We start from the raw sequence: 18373 nt of genomic DNA, 5'->3' as shown, positions 1-18373 counted from the left end.
GCGCTGAATGAATTATTGGCCTAAATCTGTTCAGCAAAATAGCGCTAAATCTTATATGCTAGGCGCCAAATTTGAGGATTATGTGATGGCGTTAAAAGCGACGATTTATAAGGTTGATTTGAATATTGCGGACATGGATACGCATCGTTATGCAGACTATCAGCTGACGATGGCGCTGCATCCTTCAGAAACCATTGAACGCTTGATGGTGCGTATTTTGGCCTATGCACGCTATGCCGATGAAGCGCTGGAATTTACCAAGGATCTTTTTGAAACCGATGAACCGGCACTCTGGGAAAAAGATCTGACCGGTCAACTGGTCAAATGGATTGAAGTCGGTAGCCCGGATGAAGATAAAGTCAAAAAGGCCAGTGCGCGTTGCAAGCAGGTCGCAGTTGTCACCTATGGTTCTGCGGTGGATGAATGGTATAAGCGCAGCAGCAAATTAAAAACCTTAAAAAATGTGGAAGTGTGGAAGTTATCTACCGCAACCACCGACGCATTGCCACAATTATGCGAACGCACCATGCAGTTACAGCTCAATGTGATGGATGGTGAATGGACCTTGATCGGTGATCAGGGCCAGGTGCTGGTGGAGTGGGAACAGTTACAATAAGGCCAAATAAGGATGCAAGTCTGGACTTGTATCCTGTAGCTCAAATTGCGTATATCTGAGGGATAAGAATACGCAGGGCTGCACCATGTACCATGAACTTTATGATTTACTGCTGGCTGTCGCGATCGGCGCAATTATTGGTGCAGAGCGTGAGTATCACAGTAAATCTGCCGGACTGCGTACCATGATTATGGTCAGTCTGAGTTCCTGTTTATTTACCATTATCTCTCTGAAAATAGGCGTGGCCAATCCTGACCGACTGGCCGCTAATGTCTTGACTGGACTGGGTTTTCTGGGTGCCGGTGTTATCCTGAAAGATGATAACCGTATTTCTGGAATTACCACCGCAACCACGATCTGGATGACGGCAGCACTCGGCATGGCGGTCGGTGCAGGCTATGAACTCTTAAGTATTTGGGCTACTTTTATTGTCATGGCGGTGCTGGTTCTATTGATGTATGTCCAGCGCGGCATTGAATCTCTGAATCAGGAACGCAGCTATGAAATCGTCTGCCCATTCGATCAGAATGATTCCGATCACTACGAAATGTTATTTAAACGTTATGAGTTAAAAGTGGTGCATTCCTCACAAAAAAAAATTGATCAACAGATTGTCGGACGCTGGATTCTGATGGGATCGGCCAAGAATCATCAAGAATTAACCCAGTATTTACTCAATGATAAGAATATTCAGGAACTCAGCTTTTAACCCATCAATGTCCCAAGCTTAAAAAAACAGAGCAATCCAGTTTATACTGAGCTTTGAATTTTATGCTCCTCTCAGGTAAATAACCATGATCAACGAACTTGAAATTATTGATTTAAAAGTAGGCGAAGGTAAAGAAGCGGTAAAAGGTGCCTTAATTACCACGCACTATACCGGCTGGCTGGAAGATGGAACCAAGTTTGATTCTTCTATTGACCGTGGTAATTATTTTGAAACTGTCATTGGTACCGGTCGTGTGATCAAAGGTTGGGATCAGGGGATTCTGGGAATGAAAGTTGGTGGCAAGCGTAAACTGATGGTGCCTGCACATTTGGCCTATGGCGAACGTAAAATGGGTAAAGTCATTCCAGCCAATTCCAACCTGATTTTTGAAATTGAACTGTTTGATGTAAAAACACGTGATTAAAATGATTTAACTTGCTGAATATAAGTTATATTTTTTATTCAAAGATATACGCTGGTTCCGGTGCAGTTGCTTCAAAATAGGCTGTGCCGGATAAGCTACAAAAAACATCTAAAAAGATCTGAAATCAAAAATATTCCTTGTAAATTATAAGAATAATAAAGAATTATCTTGAGATAGAACGTATTTGCATAACTCGATAAGGAATGTCTGTTTTTTTGTATTTGTCTGGGCCTTTAGCTGCATGACTTGGATTACAAGTTCAGCAATCGCCCATGATGAACTCCCGTCGCCGTCATTTCAGCAGCAATCTCACGACCATATTACGGAAGTCAATTTTACCGAACATAGCAGCCGCTCTTTGCAGGGAAAATGGCTGTTTTATCCGAGCCAGTTTATTGTTCAGCCCAATCCCGTACTCGAGTCAAAAACAGTTGAATTGCCAGCCTCTTTTAAAACTCTTGCAGGTTCAAATTCTGGTTATGGTACCTTTATTGGTTATTTTAAAATTCCGAAAGAATTTCTCGGGCGACGTATCGCGATTCGGATTCCCACCCAATACGGCGCCTATCGGGTATATGTCAACGGACAGTTTATTGTTCGGCTCGGGGAAATCAGTACTACACCTGAAAAACAGGTGGCTGAAAAAGCACCGCGTATTGGCTATTTTGTTCCAGATACTGAATATATTACCTTAAGCATTCAGGCTTCCAATTATACCCACTTGCATGGCGGTCTTGAACGACCGATGCAGATTGGTGTTGCAGGTACCATCAATCGCCAATTCCAGCAGCTCATGATGAGTATTGCCATGGTGTGCGGGGCGGTACTTGGGGTGGGGGTGTTTATCATTCTATTTTCGGTATTCCGGGGATCACGAGAACGTAACAGTAAAAGTATCTTTGTTTTTGGCTGGTTTATTGTCTTTTTGGCCCTGCATAATCTGTTTTCTGCACCTTATGCCTATTCGGTATTTACCAATATCAACTGGCTGTGGGGAACCCGCTTAGAGTATCTGTTTACTTTTATTGCGGCCTTCTTTTTTCTCAGCTATATGCATCTGTTTAACCGGCGCTATCTAAATCCGCTGATTTATTATATCGCAGTGGCATTACTGGTCTTTAACATTACTTTCACCCTATTTTCACCTCCTGAGATATTTGAACGTCTGGCCCTATTTAGTGCGATTTTTGCCTTGGTCATCATCGGTAATTTTATTTACGGTTTTTATCAGACCTTACGTTATAAAGAGCATTATTCGCGTTTAAATCTGATTGCAATTATTTTCCTCTGTCTAACTTTTTTGAATGATTATCTATTGCTGATCAATGTAATTAAAACCACGCATCTGTTCTTTATCTCAACCAGTATCTATGCCTTATTAATCATGTTTCAGCAGTCCAGGCATTATGCATATCAAACTTATGAGACTGAACAGCTGAACCTGAACCTGATCGCGCTCAATAATTCGCTCGATCAAAAAGTTAAAGAACGCACTCAGCAGCTGCGTGAAGTGAATGCCAAACTGGAACAGCAGATGAATATTGATGCATTGACCGGGGCTTTTAACCGGCGTGCCTTAAATCATGAAATCCAGCAGCAGTTTTTACAAACCCAACAACAGCCGCAACATACCTTGATTTTTGCCATGCTCGATGTCGATTTTTTTAAAAACTATAATGACTACTATGGTCACTTAAAAGGCGATGAAATCCTGAAAAATCTGGTCAGGATTATTCAAGCTGCTTTGCCACCATCTGGCTATCTGGCACGTTATGGTGGTGAAGAGTTTGCGATTCTGCTCACTGGAATGCCAGTTCAAACTGCCCTAAAAAATCTGGAAAATGTATTAAACCAGATTCGGGAACAGCGTATGGAACATCTGAATCGGCCAGATGCAAAAGATTATGTTACGGTCAGTATGGGCGCGGCCTGGGTTGAACAAAAACATGGCTATGCAGATATTCATGAATTGATGAAAGCGGCGGATGTGCAGCTCTATGCCGCCAAACAGGCCGGACGTGATCAGTTAAAAATTGAAAAAGAGGCCGATTAAAAAACATATTTATACAGATAACGCGATTCATCTTCTGGCTCGGCAGAATGGGGATGAAAGCCGCAGTGTTGATAATAACTTAAGGCAGTTTGAGTAGACTGTATTTCAATCTGATGAATTTTTTTCTTTAATAAAGCGTGATGCATTTGATGAAATAACTCGGTGCCAAACCCCAGCCTTTGGCAGTGTTGGGCCACATAATGCATCCGGATTTCTCCAGCATCACTGACCAATAAGAACCCGACGACCTTGTCATAGATGAGATAAACCCAGCAATCGTTATACAGCATATCGACAATCAGGCTGGCATGATCAAATTTTTCTAGCCAGGTTTGAATTTTGCTTTCTTCACGCTGATGATCCAGTACACAGGACTGAATGCTGTCATGAATGACCTGAATAATTTGAGGTATATCTTCGACCTTCCCTTCACGAATCATAATATTATTCATTTTCTCGAACATTTATAGGGAAGGTTTATTGGATAAAAAAGAAGAGGGTAAAAAACAGAACAATATTGTAGTTTTTTGAGAATATTTTCCGTGATTTATCAATGTGAAGATCGGTTCTGTTGCTGATTTGTTCTGTTTGTTTATCTCAAGTTCTTCAATCTCATTACAGCGTTAAAAATAAAAAATCAAAGTAAATCAATTTTTAAATAAATCGAAGTTTGAATCTGGGTAAAATGAGCAAGCAGAGAAGATAAATAGTAAAAATAAGCCTGAAGTTTGCACTGTATAAAAAATAGACGTATGCTGAGTCAAAAGGGACTATTCAAATGAATCTTGATCCTATAACCATAAAAATAAAATTAGTCACATGAGATCATCAACCATGCTGAAATTACTGCTCCTGTTATGTGTTTTATTTATGTTGAATGCTGCCTGGATCGTAGGCAGAAAGATCTATAAAGCTCAGCGCCATCTGGCGCGTCAGCGTCCAGAAAAACCGGCACAGATTTCCAGCATGACAGAGCAAGAGGTCATCGAGCAAGAGCAGCAAGTACATCTGGTAGATGCTTATGAACTGGAGCTGTTTGACGATGTGGCACAGCTATTCTTTCAACAGCAAGTGCATATTGAGAATCGGGCACAGGCCGAACAATTACAGCAAGAACTATTACAAAAAATGCCGATGCACAGTGGCACCCAGATTCGTCAGATGGATTTAGGGGAATGGTCTATTTTCTGGAATTTTTATGATCAGTCACTGGAATATTATGTCGGTCGCTATGGCGTATTCTATGCACATGTCGACCGTTTTGGAGAAGAGCACCGGCATGAAATTCGCAGGGAACTTTTGCATTCTGACTGTGCTTAGAACACCACTTTCAGTCATTCTGTACGATTGAAGATCTCAGACTACGTACTTAAGCCATTGCAATTCAGAAAAGGTATCTCATGCCTTAGCTCAGATTTTTTCTGCCGCTTGGCGGAAATAGCCCATATAATTTATCTCCTTTAAGCCATAATCTTGTGCTAGAAAAACCTCAAAACTCGAGAGTCGTATCCTTGAAATAGTCATTTAAAATGTACGAAGTCTGGCGAGCAATGATCCGGACTAAAAAGGCAGAAATACTATGATCATTGATTTTCATCAAGCACAATTACAGAAGTTTATTGCACTGGCGATGAAGATCGAAGCTGAGCCTGAACTGTATTTGCAGTTTGATTCTGTGTCTGATTTTTATAAGGCTGACTGGCTGCAGGCTTTCCCAGCTGGAACTGAATACTATGTTTCCGGTCTAGATGATGGTGCCGATGAGTTTCATGCCGTGATTTATTATGGCGAAGCGCAGCTACAGATCAGCTGTGGACAGGCACAGCTTTCAGTAAAACTATGTTGCAAACATTGACCGGGCTGCCGGAATTTCCCGATAAAAGAATAATGACATCCGCTATAAAGTTGATATAAATTGCAGAGTCATCTCTGTATCTGATTTTTATTCGCATCAGCCGAGAGTGGCATAGGCGAATATCGTAATAAAAATAAGGAAAAAATAGCATGGCACATCAGTTCACCGTGAAAGCAATTATCAATGGCGTGTCTATTGATGAATTTAAGCGTTTGGCCAATGATATTCGTTTGCATGAGGCAGTTTGCCATCGAATTCCTGCGCAAAACTTGGAAATCCTGGTTTCGGAAAAGCAGGGGCATATGTATACCCTGAAACGCGCTTATAATCTAGATGTTAATATTCCGGATATCGCAAAAAAATTACTCAAAGATGCCTTCCGTTTGCAGCGTACCGATGTTAGCGATCTGAATGAAATGACTTCGACGGTACAACTCGGTGCGAACTTGCCGATCGAGGCCATCTGTCAGCGTGCAGTCACTGGAGATGAAGACCAGATCCAGTTCCAGTTAAACTGGACAGTCAAAGTCAAAGTGCCTTTGCTGGGTGGCATGCTAGAAAAGCATGCTGAAGGTGAGATTCGTAAATTTAGTGAAATTGAACTCAGCATCGTCGAAGATGAATTGCGTAAAGGTCTCACCGCTTGAAGCAATCAAATACTGTGATTGACCTAATTTAAAAACTGGTCAGGTTAGACGCAGGGTAGTGGTAGCTGATTGGGCGGTAGATCGCTATTTTCAGGGTACTGCCACTATCCAAAAAACTTTTTAAGTGCTGATAAAGTTTGCCGTTACATTAATGCTGATGGCCAGAATGGTGGTATTGAATCCGTAAGCCAAAAGCAAATGTAGGGTATTTAAAACCCGCATGGATTGGCAAGTAATGGATACATCTGCAGTTTGCGCAGAAGTCCCGATGATATAACTAAAATATAGAAAGTCTGGATAAGTCGGTCTGGTGGTATTTGGAAAATCCAGTCCGCCTTGTTGCTGTTTGTCGAGCGCCAAATAAAAGTCATGCGCATAATGAATTGCAAAAATCGTATGCATCAAGAACCAGGCTGAAATAATGGTCAGAACTGACAAGATTAAATGGCCGGTTCGGATGGTAGTGTCTTTGGGTAAATGATTAATTTCAATAATAATCGCTATAAAACACATGATCAGGGTGATGATCACCAGAAACAGAATGATCCATTTGCTGGCATCCTGTTGCATGGCGCGTTGCAGGATATGAGCATGATCAATACGCCAGAGTTTTTTTATGGTCAATAATAAATAAGCGTAAATCGCGATATTCCAGCTGATCAACAGGCAGCTTGACCAGCTCAAAGGGGTGACTGTCTGTAAAATCAGATAAAATCCAATAATGGCTGGGAAAATAATAAAGAAATACAGACGGGATTGAAGTGCCGTTTTTATAGATTGAAGAAGCTGCATCATGCCATTTATATTTGTTTTGCTGACTTCTCAAGATCCTAACACAGAACCGTTTGCAATAAAGAAGATTGCAACGGCCTGAGTAGCAGCCTTAGTTATTTCCTCTACGACATTTCTTCCTAAAGGTGTCGAACTAATTTGACTGCGCGGATCGTGCAGCAGGCGTGATCCTCTCGATAAATTTTTTTTTGAACCGATGTTTAAATGGATTGAGCGGGTTGTTGGATTGCAGTGCCATAAGCAAAGACTTCCACCATGCCACCTTGCATACCGAGTTCAGTGGTGCTGAGCCGAATACCCATAATCTGAGTCGCCCCGATTTTTTCGGCTTCGAGTTTTAAACGTACAATTGCTTCACGTCGTGCGCGTTCTACGACACTTTCATAGCTGGTCAGACGGCCACCGAGCATATTCTGTACATTGGCAATCGCATATTTAAAATAATCATGGGAAATGACCACATTGCTGCTGATCATCTGTCCGGAATATTCAGACACAGCGAAGCGGCTATTATTCACCCGGATATATGCCAGACGTTGTTCCTGTTCATCCAGATAACGAAAATGTTTACGTTCGTTATAACGTCCAAAACCGAAACCGACACTAAACAGAATGGCAAAAATGATGATCTGGAGAATTAAACCATCCATGCTTTAATCTTCCTGCGGAAAAGGGTCGGGCAATTTTGGCATGATCGGATCAACGACTACGGCTGTTCCATAAACAAAGAGTTCAGAAGCACCTTGGGCGATATTGGAGGTCGAGAAACGAATGCCGACAATCGCATTAGCCCCCATAGTACGTAATGCCAGTCAGTTAAGCAAAAAAAGTTAAAATGCTGTAAAAAGAGCGTATGTAAATACGCTCTTTTTTTATGAATTTATCTCAGAATCTAGATTTAACATTAAAACAAACCCTACCTTCACTTTCACAATTCAGTGAATTGATTGATTTAAACTGGATTGAAGATTGCTTAGACCAAACAGGTAAAGCATCAATTCGAAAAAGAAAACTGCCTGCTGAACATGTTGTTTGGCTGGTAATCGGACTTGCTCTATTTCGAAATCAACCGATTTGGTATGTGGTTCAACAATTGCAACTTGTTTTCGGTACGGCAGAATACTGTGTACCGAGTGCATCCGTACAAGCAAGACAACGCTTAGGCTTAGAACCCATGAGTGCTTTATTTTCGACATTAAGTCAGGCATGGTTTAAAGACTCACAACAACAATATAGCAACTTTCACGGTCTATGCGTTTGTGCTGTAGATGGTGTGGTTTGGTCTATGCCTCATACAGAAGAAAACTTTAAGCACTTTGGTTCATCCAAAGGCAAAACAGCAGCTGCACCTTACCCACAAGTTAGAGCGACTTGCCTGGTGAATACCAATACCCATGAAATGATTGATGCCCAAATGGGCAGTATGGATCAAGGTGAATTAACCTTAGCCAGTCAATTAAAAGCACCAGTTCGCAGTATTACCCTATTTGATCGTGCTTACTTCTCTGCTGATTTTTTAGTGAGCTGGCAATCTCAGGCAGAAGAGAGTCATTGGTTGATGCGAGCAAAGGACAACCTGCGTTATGAAGTGATTCATCATAATGCGGCCCATGACTTTCAGATCAAAATGCCTGTTTCAGCAAGAGCAAAAAAGATAAATCCGTCATTGGGTGACTATTGGGAAGCACGTTTAATTGAAGTTGAATATGCAGGAAAAATAAGACGTTACATTACATCATTAACAGATTCTAAAGTTTATCCATTCAAAGACCTTGCAATGCTTTATATCCAGCGTTGGGAAATAGAAATGTGTTATCGGGAAATTAAAAGTGATTTACAGGATGCAAGGATTTTAAGAAGCAAACAACCTGATTTGGTCTATCAAGAATTGTGGGGGGTATTTATTGCATATAATATCTTAAGAAGACAGATGAGGTTTATCGCTGAACATGCAAAGGTGAGTCCTTTAAGGATCAGTTTCCATATTGCATCTATGAGTATTATCAATATCTTAAGGCACACACCTTTAGAATCAGCAGGAAACCTACCCAAACATTTAGCGCAATTATTTGAACAATCTAAAATATTTGTATTACCTGAAAAAAGGCAAAGGCAATGTCCGCGAGTAGTGAAAATTAAAGCACAAAAATATCCAAGAAAATGCCAGTCAATTTCTTAACTGACTGGCATTACCCATAGTACGGGCTTTTTCAATCATGCGGTTCATGGCTTCCTGTCGTGATTCTTCCAGCAGTTCGGTATAGGCGGTAAGCTCACCACCGACAATATTTTTCAGGCCGGCCAGTAAGTCACGTCCGACATGTTTGCTGCGTACGGTACTGCCATACACCACATCAATTTGCTGGCGAATGGTATGTCCCGGTACAGATTCCAGATTGCTAAGTAACATGTGCATGTTTTCTAAATAAATCGCTGGTCTATGACAATAGGAAAACTGCCTCGAAAATGCAATAAAAAAAAGCCCACCGAAGTGAGCTTTTCCTGATCTGTCTGGAATTTATTGCGCTGGTTGTTCTGCCGCACGGCGCTGTTCAGACACAGACGGGGTATTCGGCAAGGTATCCGTCGTGTTGACTTTCAAGCCGCCACCCAGGGTTTTGTAGACTTCAACCTGATTGTTCAGATTGGCCTGTTCAAGCAATAACAAACCTTGTTCTGCTGCATAAGACGCACGCTGTGCATCCAGTACCGTCAGATAGCTGTCAATTCCGGCGCGGAAACGTGCCTGAGACAAGCGATAGGTGGTGTTGGTTGCTTCGACCAGACGGCGCTGAGCTGCCAGACGATCACCAATATTCTGACGTACTGCCAAGGCATCATTCACTTCACGGAAAGCAGTCTGAATCGACTTTTCGTAATCTGACAAGGCAATTTGCTGATCGGTTTCAGAAATACGGATATTGGCCTGACGGGTACCCCAATCAAAAATTGGAATATCCAGACTCGGACCAAATGACCAGGCAAAACTACCTGATTTAAACAGGTCGCCTAAATCAGTAGAGGCATAACCTGCTGAACCGGTCAGACTAATCGTCGGGAACAGACGTGCACGTGCTGCCGCAATATTGGCACCTGCCGCAGACAGGCGGTATTCTGCTGCACGAACATCTGGACGGTTGATCAATAGATCACTTGGCAAGCCTGAACCCAATGCAGTATTGGAAGTGATGCGGGTCACGCGTTGTGCTGGTAATAAATTCGCAGGCACTTGCTGACCGACCAGCAGGTTTAACAGGTTTTGTGCCTGTGCCACATGAGTCCGGTAATTCGCAACATCATTACGTGCTGTTTCAACCGAAATTTGCGCCTGACGCACTGGAAGCTCGCTGTCGATCCCGACATCAAAACGTTTTTTGTTCAGATTAAAAGATTCAAGCTGAGCTTTCAGCGTTTGCTCAGCCAAAGCCAGATTGGCATTGGCAAACGAGTAGCTGAGCCAAGCCTGAGACACCTGACCAATTAAGGCAATTTGCGTCGCATCTCGAGCACTTTGGGTCGCCAGGAAACTATCCAGCGCATTGTCACGCAAGCTGCGGACACGTCCCCAAAAATCCAGTTCATACGCAGTTACACCCAGTCCGACATTATAAGTTGTCACTGCACCACGATTCTGCGAATTCATGGTGTCCTGGCGCAATACGCTACCACTGGCACCAATCGTCGGTAACTGGTTGTTTTCAGTAATTTGATACTGTTGCTGAGCTCGTTGAATATTGAGGGCAGCAATACGCAAATCACGGTTATTGTTTAATGCCAGATCCAGCACTTGTAACAGGCGCTGATCAGCAAAAAAGTTTTTATAACCTTGTTCTGCTACAGAAGTACCAGACGCATTGGTATAGCTGCTCGGGATATCTGCCTGCGCAACCGGCTCTGGACTACGCATGCTTTGACAGGCCGTCAAAGCAAGCGCAAGGGCAGATACCGCAATGCTACGACCTGTAATAGACCATACATTTTGCATTACGACTTATACTCCTGATTTTGTTGTTTTGGTTTGTATTTAAAGACACTTCGAATCCACACGTAGAATACCGGGATAAAGAAGATACCTAACAAGGTCGAGCTGATCACGCCGCCAAGTACACCATAACCGACTGAGTGCTGGCTACCTGCACCCGCACCTGAAGCCAGAGCAAGCGGTAATACACCAAAACCAAAGGCCAATGTGGTCATGATAATTGGACGTAAACGCATTTTTGCCGCATGCAAGGTCGCTTCAAATAACTCTTCACCTTGTTCCTGCAATTCTTTCGCAAACTCGACAATCAAGATCGCGTTTTTCGCAGAAAGACCAATTACCGCAATAATCGCCACCTGGAAGTAAATGTTATTCGACAGGTTCGGGTTTTGCAGCAGCACCATTCCACCAAAGGTGAGTAATAATGCACCCACAATACCCAATGGCACCACCAGTAGAACCGAGAACGGAATCGACCAGCTTTCATACAGGGCTGCCAGACACAGGAAGACAATCAGCAGTGACAAGGCATACAGGAACGGCGCCTGTGCACCAGATTCACGCTCTTCCAAAGATAGACCTGTCCATTCGAAGTCGAAACCTTGCAAGCCCATTTCTGGTAACTTCGCCACAATTTCTTCCATGGCCACCATTGCATCGCCCGAGCTGATACCCGGAGCAGGTGTACCTTGAATGTTCATGGACGATACGCCGTTATAACGCTCAAGACGTGGAGAACCGTAGGTCCATTCGCCTGTGGCAAATGCCGAGAATGGCACCATTTCACCACGATTATTACGCACATACCATTGGTCCAGATCTTCCGGCATCATCCGCGAGCCAGCTTCACCCTGAACATAGACTTTCTTGACACGACCACGATCAATGAAATCATTGATATATGAACCGCCCCAAGCAATACCCATGGTGCTGTTAATTTCGGCAACGCTGACACCCAGTGCACCTGCTTGCGCATGATCCACAATGACACGGTACTGAGGAGTATCTTCCTGACCATTCGGACGTACACCAGCCAGACGCGAGTCTTGTGCTGCTAGACCGAGAATCGTATTACGTGCTGCCAGGAGCTGATCATGACTTTGACCACTTGCAGCTTTGAGCTGTAAGTTAAAGCCAGCCGACACACCCAGTTCAGGCATTGCAGGTAATTGCAGTGGCATGATGTAAGACGCATCTTTGACAATCATGTTCAGCGCCATACCACGTTGAATAATGGCACCGATTTGAGATTCCGGACTGTGACGCTCTGACCAGTCTTTCAACTTAATGAAAGCCAGACCTGCATTTTGTCCCACACCCGTGAAGGAGAAACCTGCCACACTAAAGACGGATTCTACATGCTCTTTCTCGTTTTCCAAGAAATAGTTGGTCATGGTGCTGACCACTTTGTCGGTACGTTCCAAGGTTGCATTTGGCGGTAACTGAACCAGCGTCATGACCACGCCCTGGTCTTCATCCGGTAGGAAAGAAGAAGGCAGTTTCTGGAACAACAGCACAATAATACCCAGTACCACGGCATACACCACACCTGAGAAAATCTTGCTGTGGGTCATGCGGTTGACGCCGCCCTGATATTTCACAGAGACCTTGTCAAAACTGCTATTAAACCAGCGGAAGAAACGCGCAAAAATACCATTACTTTCCGGCTTGTTCGGATCATGCTGTTTCAGCAGAGTCGCACACAGGGCAGGGGTAAAGGTTAAGGCAACCACCAGTGACAAGACCATCGCTGTGACCAGCGTAATCGAGAACTGGCGATAAATGACCCCGGTGGTTCCACCGAAGAAAGCCATTGGAACGAATACTGCCGACAGCACCGAGGTAATACCAATCAATGCGCCAGAAATCTGTTTCATCGATTTTTCAGTTGCAGCCACCGGATCGAGATGTTCTTCCACCATGACCCGTTCGACGTTCTCGACCACAACAATCGCGTCATCGACCAGAAGACCAATCGCCAATACCATGGCAAACATGGTCAGGGTATTAATCGAGAAGCCAAAGATGTTAATGACGGCAAAAGTACCCAATACGACGACTGGAACTGCCATGGTTGGAATGATGGTGGCACGCCAGTTCTGCAAGAACAGGAACATCACCAGGAACACCAGAATAATCGCTTCGATCAGGGTTTTAACTACACTCTTAATCGACAGTTCAATAAATGGTGTGGTGTCAAACGCCAGTTGGTCGACCATGCCTTGTGGATAGTTCGGACGTAACTGTTTTAAACGCTCTTCAACTGCTTGTGCGGTATCCAGGGCATTGGCGCCAGTCGCGAGCTTAATAGCTACACCACCAGCCGGTTTGCCATTAAATTTAGAATCGAACTGATAGTTATCTGCACCAAGTTCAACTCGTGCAACATCACCTAAGCGAACCTGTGCACCAGAAGTGGCATTTTTCAGGAAGATATTGCTGAACTGTTCCGGCGTTTGTAACAGACTTTGAGCCGTTACCGTCGCATTTAACACTTGTCCTTGAACTGCAGGCGCACCACCCAACTGACCTACCGCAACCTGTGCATTCTGGGTACGGATTGCAGTAGCAATATCACTTGGCGTTACTTGCAGGCTGGCCATCTTGGCTGGATCCAGCCAGATACGCATCGCATAAGAACCACCAAAGACCTGAACTTCACCGACCCCGGCCACACGGCTTAAAGGTTCAGAAATATTCGAGTTAACATAGTCTTTGATGTCATCTGCAGTCAGGCTGCTATCAGGTGAATAGAATGCCAAAACTTGCAGAAAGCTGGCACCTGATTTGGTCACTCGCACACCCTGACGTTGTACATCTTCAGGTAGCAGGGCAGTCGCAGACTGTAATTTGTTTTGAACCTGAACCTGTGCGATATCAGGATCGACACCCTGGTCAAAGTTCAAGGAAATAGAAGAAGAACCATTACCCGCACTGTTAGACGAGATATAGCGCAAGCCATCCATACCGTTCATTTGCTGCTCGATGATCTGGGTCACTGTATTTTCAACAGTTTCAGCAGATGCACCCGGATAAGTCGCAGAAATCGTCACGGTCGGTGGCGCGATGGTTGGATATTGTGCAATCGGCATTTTGCTGATGGTTAAAATACCCGCCAGCATAATCACCAATGCAATCACCCATGCAAAAATAGGGCGATGAATAAAGAATTGAGCCATGAACCATTACTCCTTATGCATTTGCAGCAGGTTTTTGTTCAGGTTTCTCTTTAGCATCATCTGCCTTTTTCTCGCTCGCTGCAGGCTGTTGCGGTGCAGCACCTTGTGGCGCAGCAGCTTGAGGTTGATAAGGTTTTGGTACAACTTGCTGTTCAGGTTTTACTTTCGCAATACCATCTACAATCACTCTATCGCCTGGATTCAGACCTTCAGTCACAATCCAGTTGCTGCCTTGGGAACCAACGGTGGTCACTGGACGTGGCGTCACTTTATTGTCAGCACCGACCAGCATCGCCATCGCCTGACCTGTTGGGGTACGAGTCAAAGCTGCTTGCGGAATCAGGAACGCATTCGGTACTTCACCCTGTACGATTTGTGCAGTGGCAAACATACCTGGCAGAAGCAGGTGATTTTTGTTCGGGAATACCGCACGTAAAGTCACGGTACCTGTTTCCGGGTTCACGCTGGCATCAGAGAATGCAAGACGGCCTTCAACCGGGTAGATACTGCCATCTTCAAGCTTCAACTTGACTTTGGTGTTGTTCGAGCTGTTCAAGCTGCCTTGGTTAAGCTGTTGACGTAAACGTAAAAGCTCGGCACTTGACTGGTTAATATCTACATAGATTGGATCTAGACGTTGAATCGTCACCAATGGCTCTGGCTGATTTGCTGTCACCAAAGCACCCGCCGTCACAGACGAACGGTTGGTCTGGCCCGAAATCGGAGCACGTACAGTCGAATAGCCCAAGTTGATTTCTGCATTACGCAAAGTTGCGCGATTGGCATTCAAATCAGCTTCAGCCAATTTGACCTGTGCCGCGATGTCATCATATTCCTGTTTGGAAATGGCATTGGTACCGACCAGTTGACGGTAACGGCCTTCCTTCACACGCAATACGCCCAGATTGGCTTCAGCACGGGCAATCGCTGCACGAGCATTGTCCACTGTAGTGCGGTTGGTGCTTGAATCGATTTCATACAAGGCCTGACCTTCACGCACATAGCTGCCTTCCCTGAACAAGCGTTTAAGCACCACGCCACTGGCTTGTGGACGTACATCTGAAATTTCAAATGCTGTTGTACGACCTGAGAGCTCTACAGACTGCTCTACACTTTGCGGTTGTGCAACAAGAACACCGACTTCAGTCGGTGGCATTTGTTGTTGAGCACCAGCTTGCTGGCCCTCTTTAGGATCTTTGCTACAACCAACAAGTGCAAGACTTGTTGCCAATGCGCAAGCAGTCAGGGCAGGTGCCCAAAGCTTTGCAGACATCATTATTCCACCTCTAATTAGATTTATATCTAAATTTTCTTATTTGTGAGCCGCGCAATATCTGATCCAGACCATATACCACAACGAAATCCAAATAAAACTGATACTCCAGCCGGATATGACATCTGAAGGAAAATGTACGCCCAGATAAACTCTTGAGATCCCCATCATCAGCATCCATACCACTGCACCTATTACGATGAGGGTATAACGGGAATGTTGCCGATGGATGTAAATTGCCAGACAAGCCAGACAGGCCGCATATAGACTATGGGCACTTGGAAAGGAACTTCCAAAGCTTTCAACCAGATGCAAGGATTCTGGTGGTCGGGGTCGGGCAATCGTAAATTTCAACAGCCAAGCTAGGAGAATTCCTCCGATAATTCCGATACATATAAAAATTGCGTTTGTATACTTTTTATACCACAGCAATGCAATACACCATAGCGTGGATAAAAATAATACAAATGGCATGCCACCTATTAAGGATAAGGACTGAGTAATTTGATTCCAAAACTCGGTGCGATACAGACTCATCCATTCCACAGCTTGCAAGTCGAGCTCGTTTAAAGCGGGAATATTCAGGATGAACACACTGAAAATTAAAAATAAAATACCGACAAAAAGTAACAAGTAATGCATGCCAAAAATCCTTGTCCTTTTAACCGTTCGCAGATCGGCCAATTGTCTGAACCAAAGTGTACTTGTCAGTACACTTTTTTTCAAGTGTGCGTATTTTATGCGAATTCCATTTTTTTCGTAAGGAATTTGTTGCTAAATATAGTGTAATTATCTCAGTTTTGAGTTTTTGTCGATGTATGATTTTCGTCAATTTCAATGCTTTGCTTGGGTGGCCAGAAGAAATCACTAGGTCGGGTCAGGAAGTGCGTCATGACCAGTTTTGCCAAAGGTTTCCACTGTTCAAAACGCACCCGGCGTGCGCGTAAGGCTACAATAATCGTCAAAGTGAAACTGACAAACAAGTTGGTCAGGCCAATGAGTAACACACCCAGAAAAGACACCACGATCAAGCCGATATCAGGGCCATTGATGGTAATCAGGCCTTGAATAAAGTTGGCAGAGGCAAAAGCGATATGGCGAATATCCAGTGGCAGACCGAGAATAAAACCAATGGTGCCCATACTGCCGAGCATGATTCCGAAAATAAAATTACCCGCCAATGCACCCAAATTACGTTCGATATAGTCAGCAAAACGGTAAAGACGCTCTTGCCCCATCAGCTGCGATAACCGCACATGGGCTTTCAGGCGCGGACCGACTTTGCGATAAACGGCCATATTGTCAAAATAACCGGCCAATAATCCGGACAGGAACAGACATACCCCGGCAATCGCTGCATGCGGAATTGCCAACGAAGTAAAAGGATTCAGGTCATGCAGGGTTTTGGCAGCCTTGGCATGATTCATTAAAGGTTCATGCAGCGCAAAATCCCACAGCAGGGTAATCAATGCTGCTACGGGAATTGCAATCGAAATATTGCCCAAAATGGCGACAAACTGGGTGCGGATGATATTTACAATCAGCGCGGCCAGCTCGGCAATTTGAGCCATTTTCGAGCCTTTACGCTGCTGTACAGTAGCCGCCAGTGCGGCAGCAGTCATCGCCGGTTGTTTGGTCGCTACGGTAAAATGCAGGACATGAATCAGCATAAAGCCTAGCGAATAGTTCATGCTGTAGCTAAAAGCCTGCATTAACGGAGCCATGGTGAGGCGTGTCATTAGAACTTTTAAGGTGGCCATTGTTGCGATGATGGCACCAGCACCTGCAGCCGATTTATACATGGCCAGAAAGCCTTGCTTGTCGGTACTTACATAATGTTCACCGGTCTTGCTGGCATTTTCAGTCACTTGCAAAGCCAAAAGTTCACTATTGGTGGCCAGCAGGGCCCGCACACTGCGTTCGCTATAAATTGCTTCAGTAATGTCCGCCATAAACAGGCCAATGGATTGATAACGCAGATCATCGTCATCCATCACCATATTCAGCAGAATCTCGACCCGTTCCAGACACTGTTCTAGCAGTGCCAGCATATAGGTCAGGCTGACACTGACGCCAGTCCGCTTGGTAGAACGGCGAATCTTGGCCACGACATCATGACATTGTTCCAGCATCACCAGTGCTTGTGAGGCATCCGGTGGGGTAATCGAATCGACTAGGGTGACTGTGTTGTAACGTTTTTTATATTCCTGAATAAACTCGTTAATCTCACGATTCTGTACCAGAAAAGGAGATTCATATTCCATCAGTTCAGGCTGGGCATTAATAAATTCAGGGTGCAGACCAATACCACTGATCCGGTAAGACAAAATGGTCAATGCCTTGATCAGTTGGTCTTTAATTCGGGTTTTTTCAGGCTGATTGGAATGTCCCTGATTCAGGACTGAAAATAAACGTTGCCAGTCATCTTCATCAAAATAATCCAGCCAGTATTTATCGGTACGCTGATAAAAAACCTTGCGGAATAATTCCTGGAGTTGCTGATGGTCGGGAATCAGCGGTAAGACATGCGCGCCAAGGCGCTGATTCAGCTGGTTCCAGAACCCATCCAGAGACAAAATACCGGTATCGGAAAACAGACCGGTTTGTTTATAGCGGTTAATGATCCGCAGGGTAAAGGTTTGAAGCGTGGCAACCGCATTCGGGGTGAGTAATAAAGCCCGGATAAATGCATTGAATTTCGCTTCGATCTCTTCGGTATTTCTGCTGTCTTCTGGTCTGATTCTTTCAACCAGTTCAATCAGAAGATTTTCATCCAGCACCGCCCGAGGTTGTTCAAGCTGGTGTTGCATGTTTTGAAAAAGATCTAGAAAATTGATATGCAT

At 44.3% G+C, this 18373-nt stretch carries 16 protein-coding genes and 2 pseudogenes; 8 read left to right on the top strand and 10 right to left on the bottom strand.

The features are described 5' to 3' along the window. The first annotated feature begins 85 nt into the window (after window positions 1–85). From F890_RS05130 to F890_RS05115, 4 genes are all read left to right on the top strand, one after another. Window positions 86–616 carry a YaeQ family protein gene (locus F890_RS05130; protein ID WP_026056583.1) on the top strand — a complete coding sequence of 177 codons (531 nt, stop codon included), beginning with the start codon at window positions 86–88 and terminating at the stop codon, window positions 614–616. Between the two features lie 85 nt (window positions 617–701). Further along, a complete protein-coding gene (locus F890_RS05125) occupies window positions 702–1325 on the top strand; it encodes an MgtC/SapB family protein (RefSeq protein WP_004731934.1) in 624 nt (207 codons plus the stop codon). 85 nt (window positions 1326–1410) lie between these two features. Then, window positions 1411–1749, top strand: coding sequence for an FKBP-type peptidyl-prolyl cis-trans isomerase (locus tag F890_RS05120; RefSeq protein WP_004280661.1), 339 nt, complete (start codon window positions 1411–1413; stop codon window positions 1747–1749). A gap of 241 nt (window positions 1750–1990) precedes the next feature. Further along, complete coding sequence (locus F890_RS05115) at window positions 1991–3802, top strand: sensor domain-containing diguanylate cyclase (RefSeq protein ID WP_005265915.1); 1812 nt, start codon at window positions 1991–1993, stop codon at window positions 3800–3802. Here the strand turns inward: F890_RS05115 and F890_RS05110 are convergent. Continuing rightward, window positions 3799–4266: a GNAT family N-acetyltransferase gene (locus tag F890_RS05110; protein WP_005265914.1), complete on the bottom strand. Its 468-nt coding sequence runs from the start codon at window positions 4264–4266 to the stop codon at window positions 3799–3801. The genes F890_RS05115 and F890_RS05110 overlap by 4 nt on opposite strands. Window positions 4267–4636: 370 nt before the next feature. Here F890_RS05110 and F890_RS05105 point away from each other — a divergent pair, with 370 nt between their 5' ends. The 3 genes from F890_RS05105 to F890_RS05095 all read left to right on the top strand — a co-directional run bounded on the left by F890_RS05105 (window position 4637) and on the right by F890_RS05095 (window position 6304). Beyond that, window positions 4637–5122 carry a hypothetical protein gene (locus F890_RS05105; protein ID WP_005265913.1) on the top strand — a complete coding sequence of 162 codons (486 nt, stop codon included), beginning with the start codon at window positions 4637–4639 and terminating at the stop codon, window positions 5120–5122. Window positions 5123–5381: 259 nt separating this feature from the next. Then, complete coding sequence (locus F890_RS05100; protein WP_004280654.1) at window positions 5382–5657, top strand: hypothetical protein; 276 nt, start codon at window positions 5382–5384, stop codon at window positions 5655–5657. A 149-nt stretch (window positions 5658–5806) separates the two neighbouring features. After that, window positions 5807–6304, top strand: a complete 498-nt coding sequence (locus F890_RS05095) for a DUF2505 family protein (protein WP_004280652.1) — start codon at window positions 5807–5809, stop codon at window positions 6302–6304. 120 nt (window positions 6305–6424) lie between these two features. Here the strand turns inward: F890_RS05095 and F890_RS05090 are convergent, their stop codons facing one another. The 3 genes and pseudogenes from F890_RS05090 to F890_RS18040 all read right to left on the bottom strand — a co-directional run. Continuing rightward, on the bottom strand, window positions 6425–7099 hold the full coding sequence (locus F890_RS05090; protein ID WP_005265912.1) for a DUF1345 domain-containing protein: 675 nt from the start codon (window positions 7097–7099) through the stop codon (window positions 6425–6427). A 197-nt stretch (window positions 7100–7296) separates the two neighbouring features. Continuing rightward, window positions 7297–7746: a YbjQ family protein gene (locus F890_RS05085; protein ID WP_005265911.1), complete on the bottom strand. Its 450-nt coding sequence runs from the start codon at window positions 7744–7746 to the stop codon at window positions 7297–7299. Between the two features lie 3 nt (window positions 7747–7749). Then, a pseudogene (locus F890_RS18040) lies at window positions 7750–7893 on the bottom strand (YbjQ family protein); the annotation flags it as partial. A gap of 77 nt (window positions 7894–7970) precedes the next feature. On the opposite strand from F890_RS18040, the gene F890_RS05080 reads away from it, so the two are divergent. Next, a complete protein-coding gene (locus tag F890_RS05080; protein ID WP_004282307.1) occupies window positions 7971–9275 on the top strand; it encodes an IS4 family transposase in 1305 nt (434 codons plus the stop codon). Between the two features lie 12 nt (window positions 9276–9287). Here F890_RS05080 and F890_RS05075 read toward each other — a convergent pair. From F890_RS05075 to F890_RS05050, 6 genes and pseudogenes are all read right to left on the bottom strand, one after another. After that, window positions 9288–9506 (bottom strand): annotated as a pseudogene (locus F890_RS05075) (YbjQ family protein); the annotation flags it as partial. A 108-nt stretch (window positions 9507–9614) separates the two neighbouring features. After that, on the bottom strand, window positions 9615–11081 hold the full coding sequence (gene adeK, locus F890_RS05070) for a multidrug efflux RND transporter AdeIJK outer membrane channel subunit AdeK (protein ID WP_005265907.1): 1467 nt from the start codon (window positions 11079–11081) through the stop codon (window positions 9615–9617). After that, complete coding sequence (locus F890_RS05065; protein ID WP_005265905.1) at window positions 11081–14257, bottom strand: efflux RND transporter permease subunit; 3177 nt, start codon at window positions 14255–14257, stop codon at window positions 11081–11083. The genes adeK and F890_RS05065 overlap by 1 nt, the downstream gene beginning before the upstream one ends. Window positions 14258–14270: 13 nt before the next feature. Next, on the bottom strand, window positions 14271–15533 hold the full coding sequence (locus F890_RS05060; protein ID WP_005265903.1) for an efflux RND transporter periplasmic adaptor subunit: 1263 nt from the start codon (window positions 15531–15533) through the stop codon (window positions 14271–14273). A gap of 36 nt (window positions 15534–15569) precedes the next feature. Beyond that, window positions 15570–16172, bottom strand: coding sequence for a phosphatase PAP2 family protein (locus tag F890_RS05055; RefSeq protein WP_005265902.1), 603 nt, complete (start codon window positions 16170–16172; stop codon window positions 15570–15572). A 152-nt stretch (window positions 16173–16324) separates the two neighbouring features. Further along, entirely contained in the window at window positions 16325–18373 is a 2049-nt protein-coding gene (locus F890_RS05050; RefSeq protein ID WP_017398024.1) for a site-specific recombinase, read from the bottom strand.

Source organism: Acinetobacter sp. CIP 64.7, from assembly GCF_000369745.1.
Lineage (GTDB): Bacteria > Pseudomonadota > Gammaproteobacteria > Pseudomonadales > Moraxellaceae > Acinetobacter > Acinetobacter fasciculus.
Note: the sequence above shows the minus strand (reverse complement) of the source record. Positions and strands in the feature narration are given on the sequence as shown.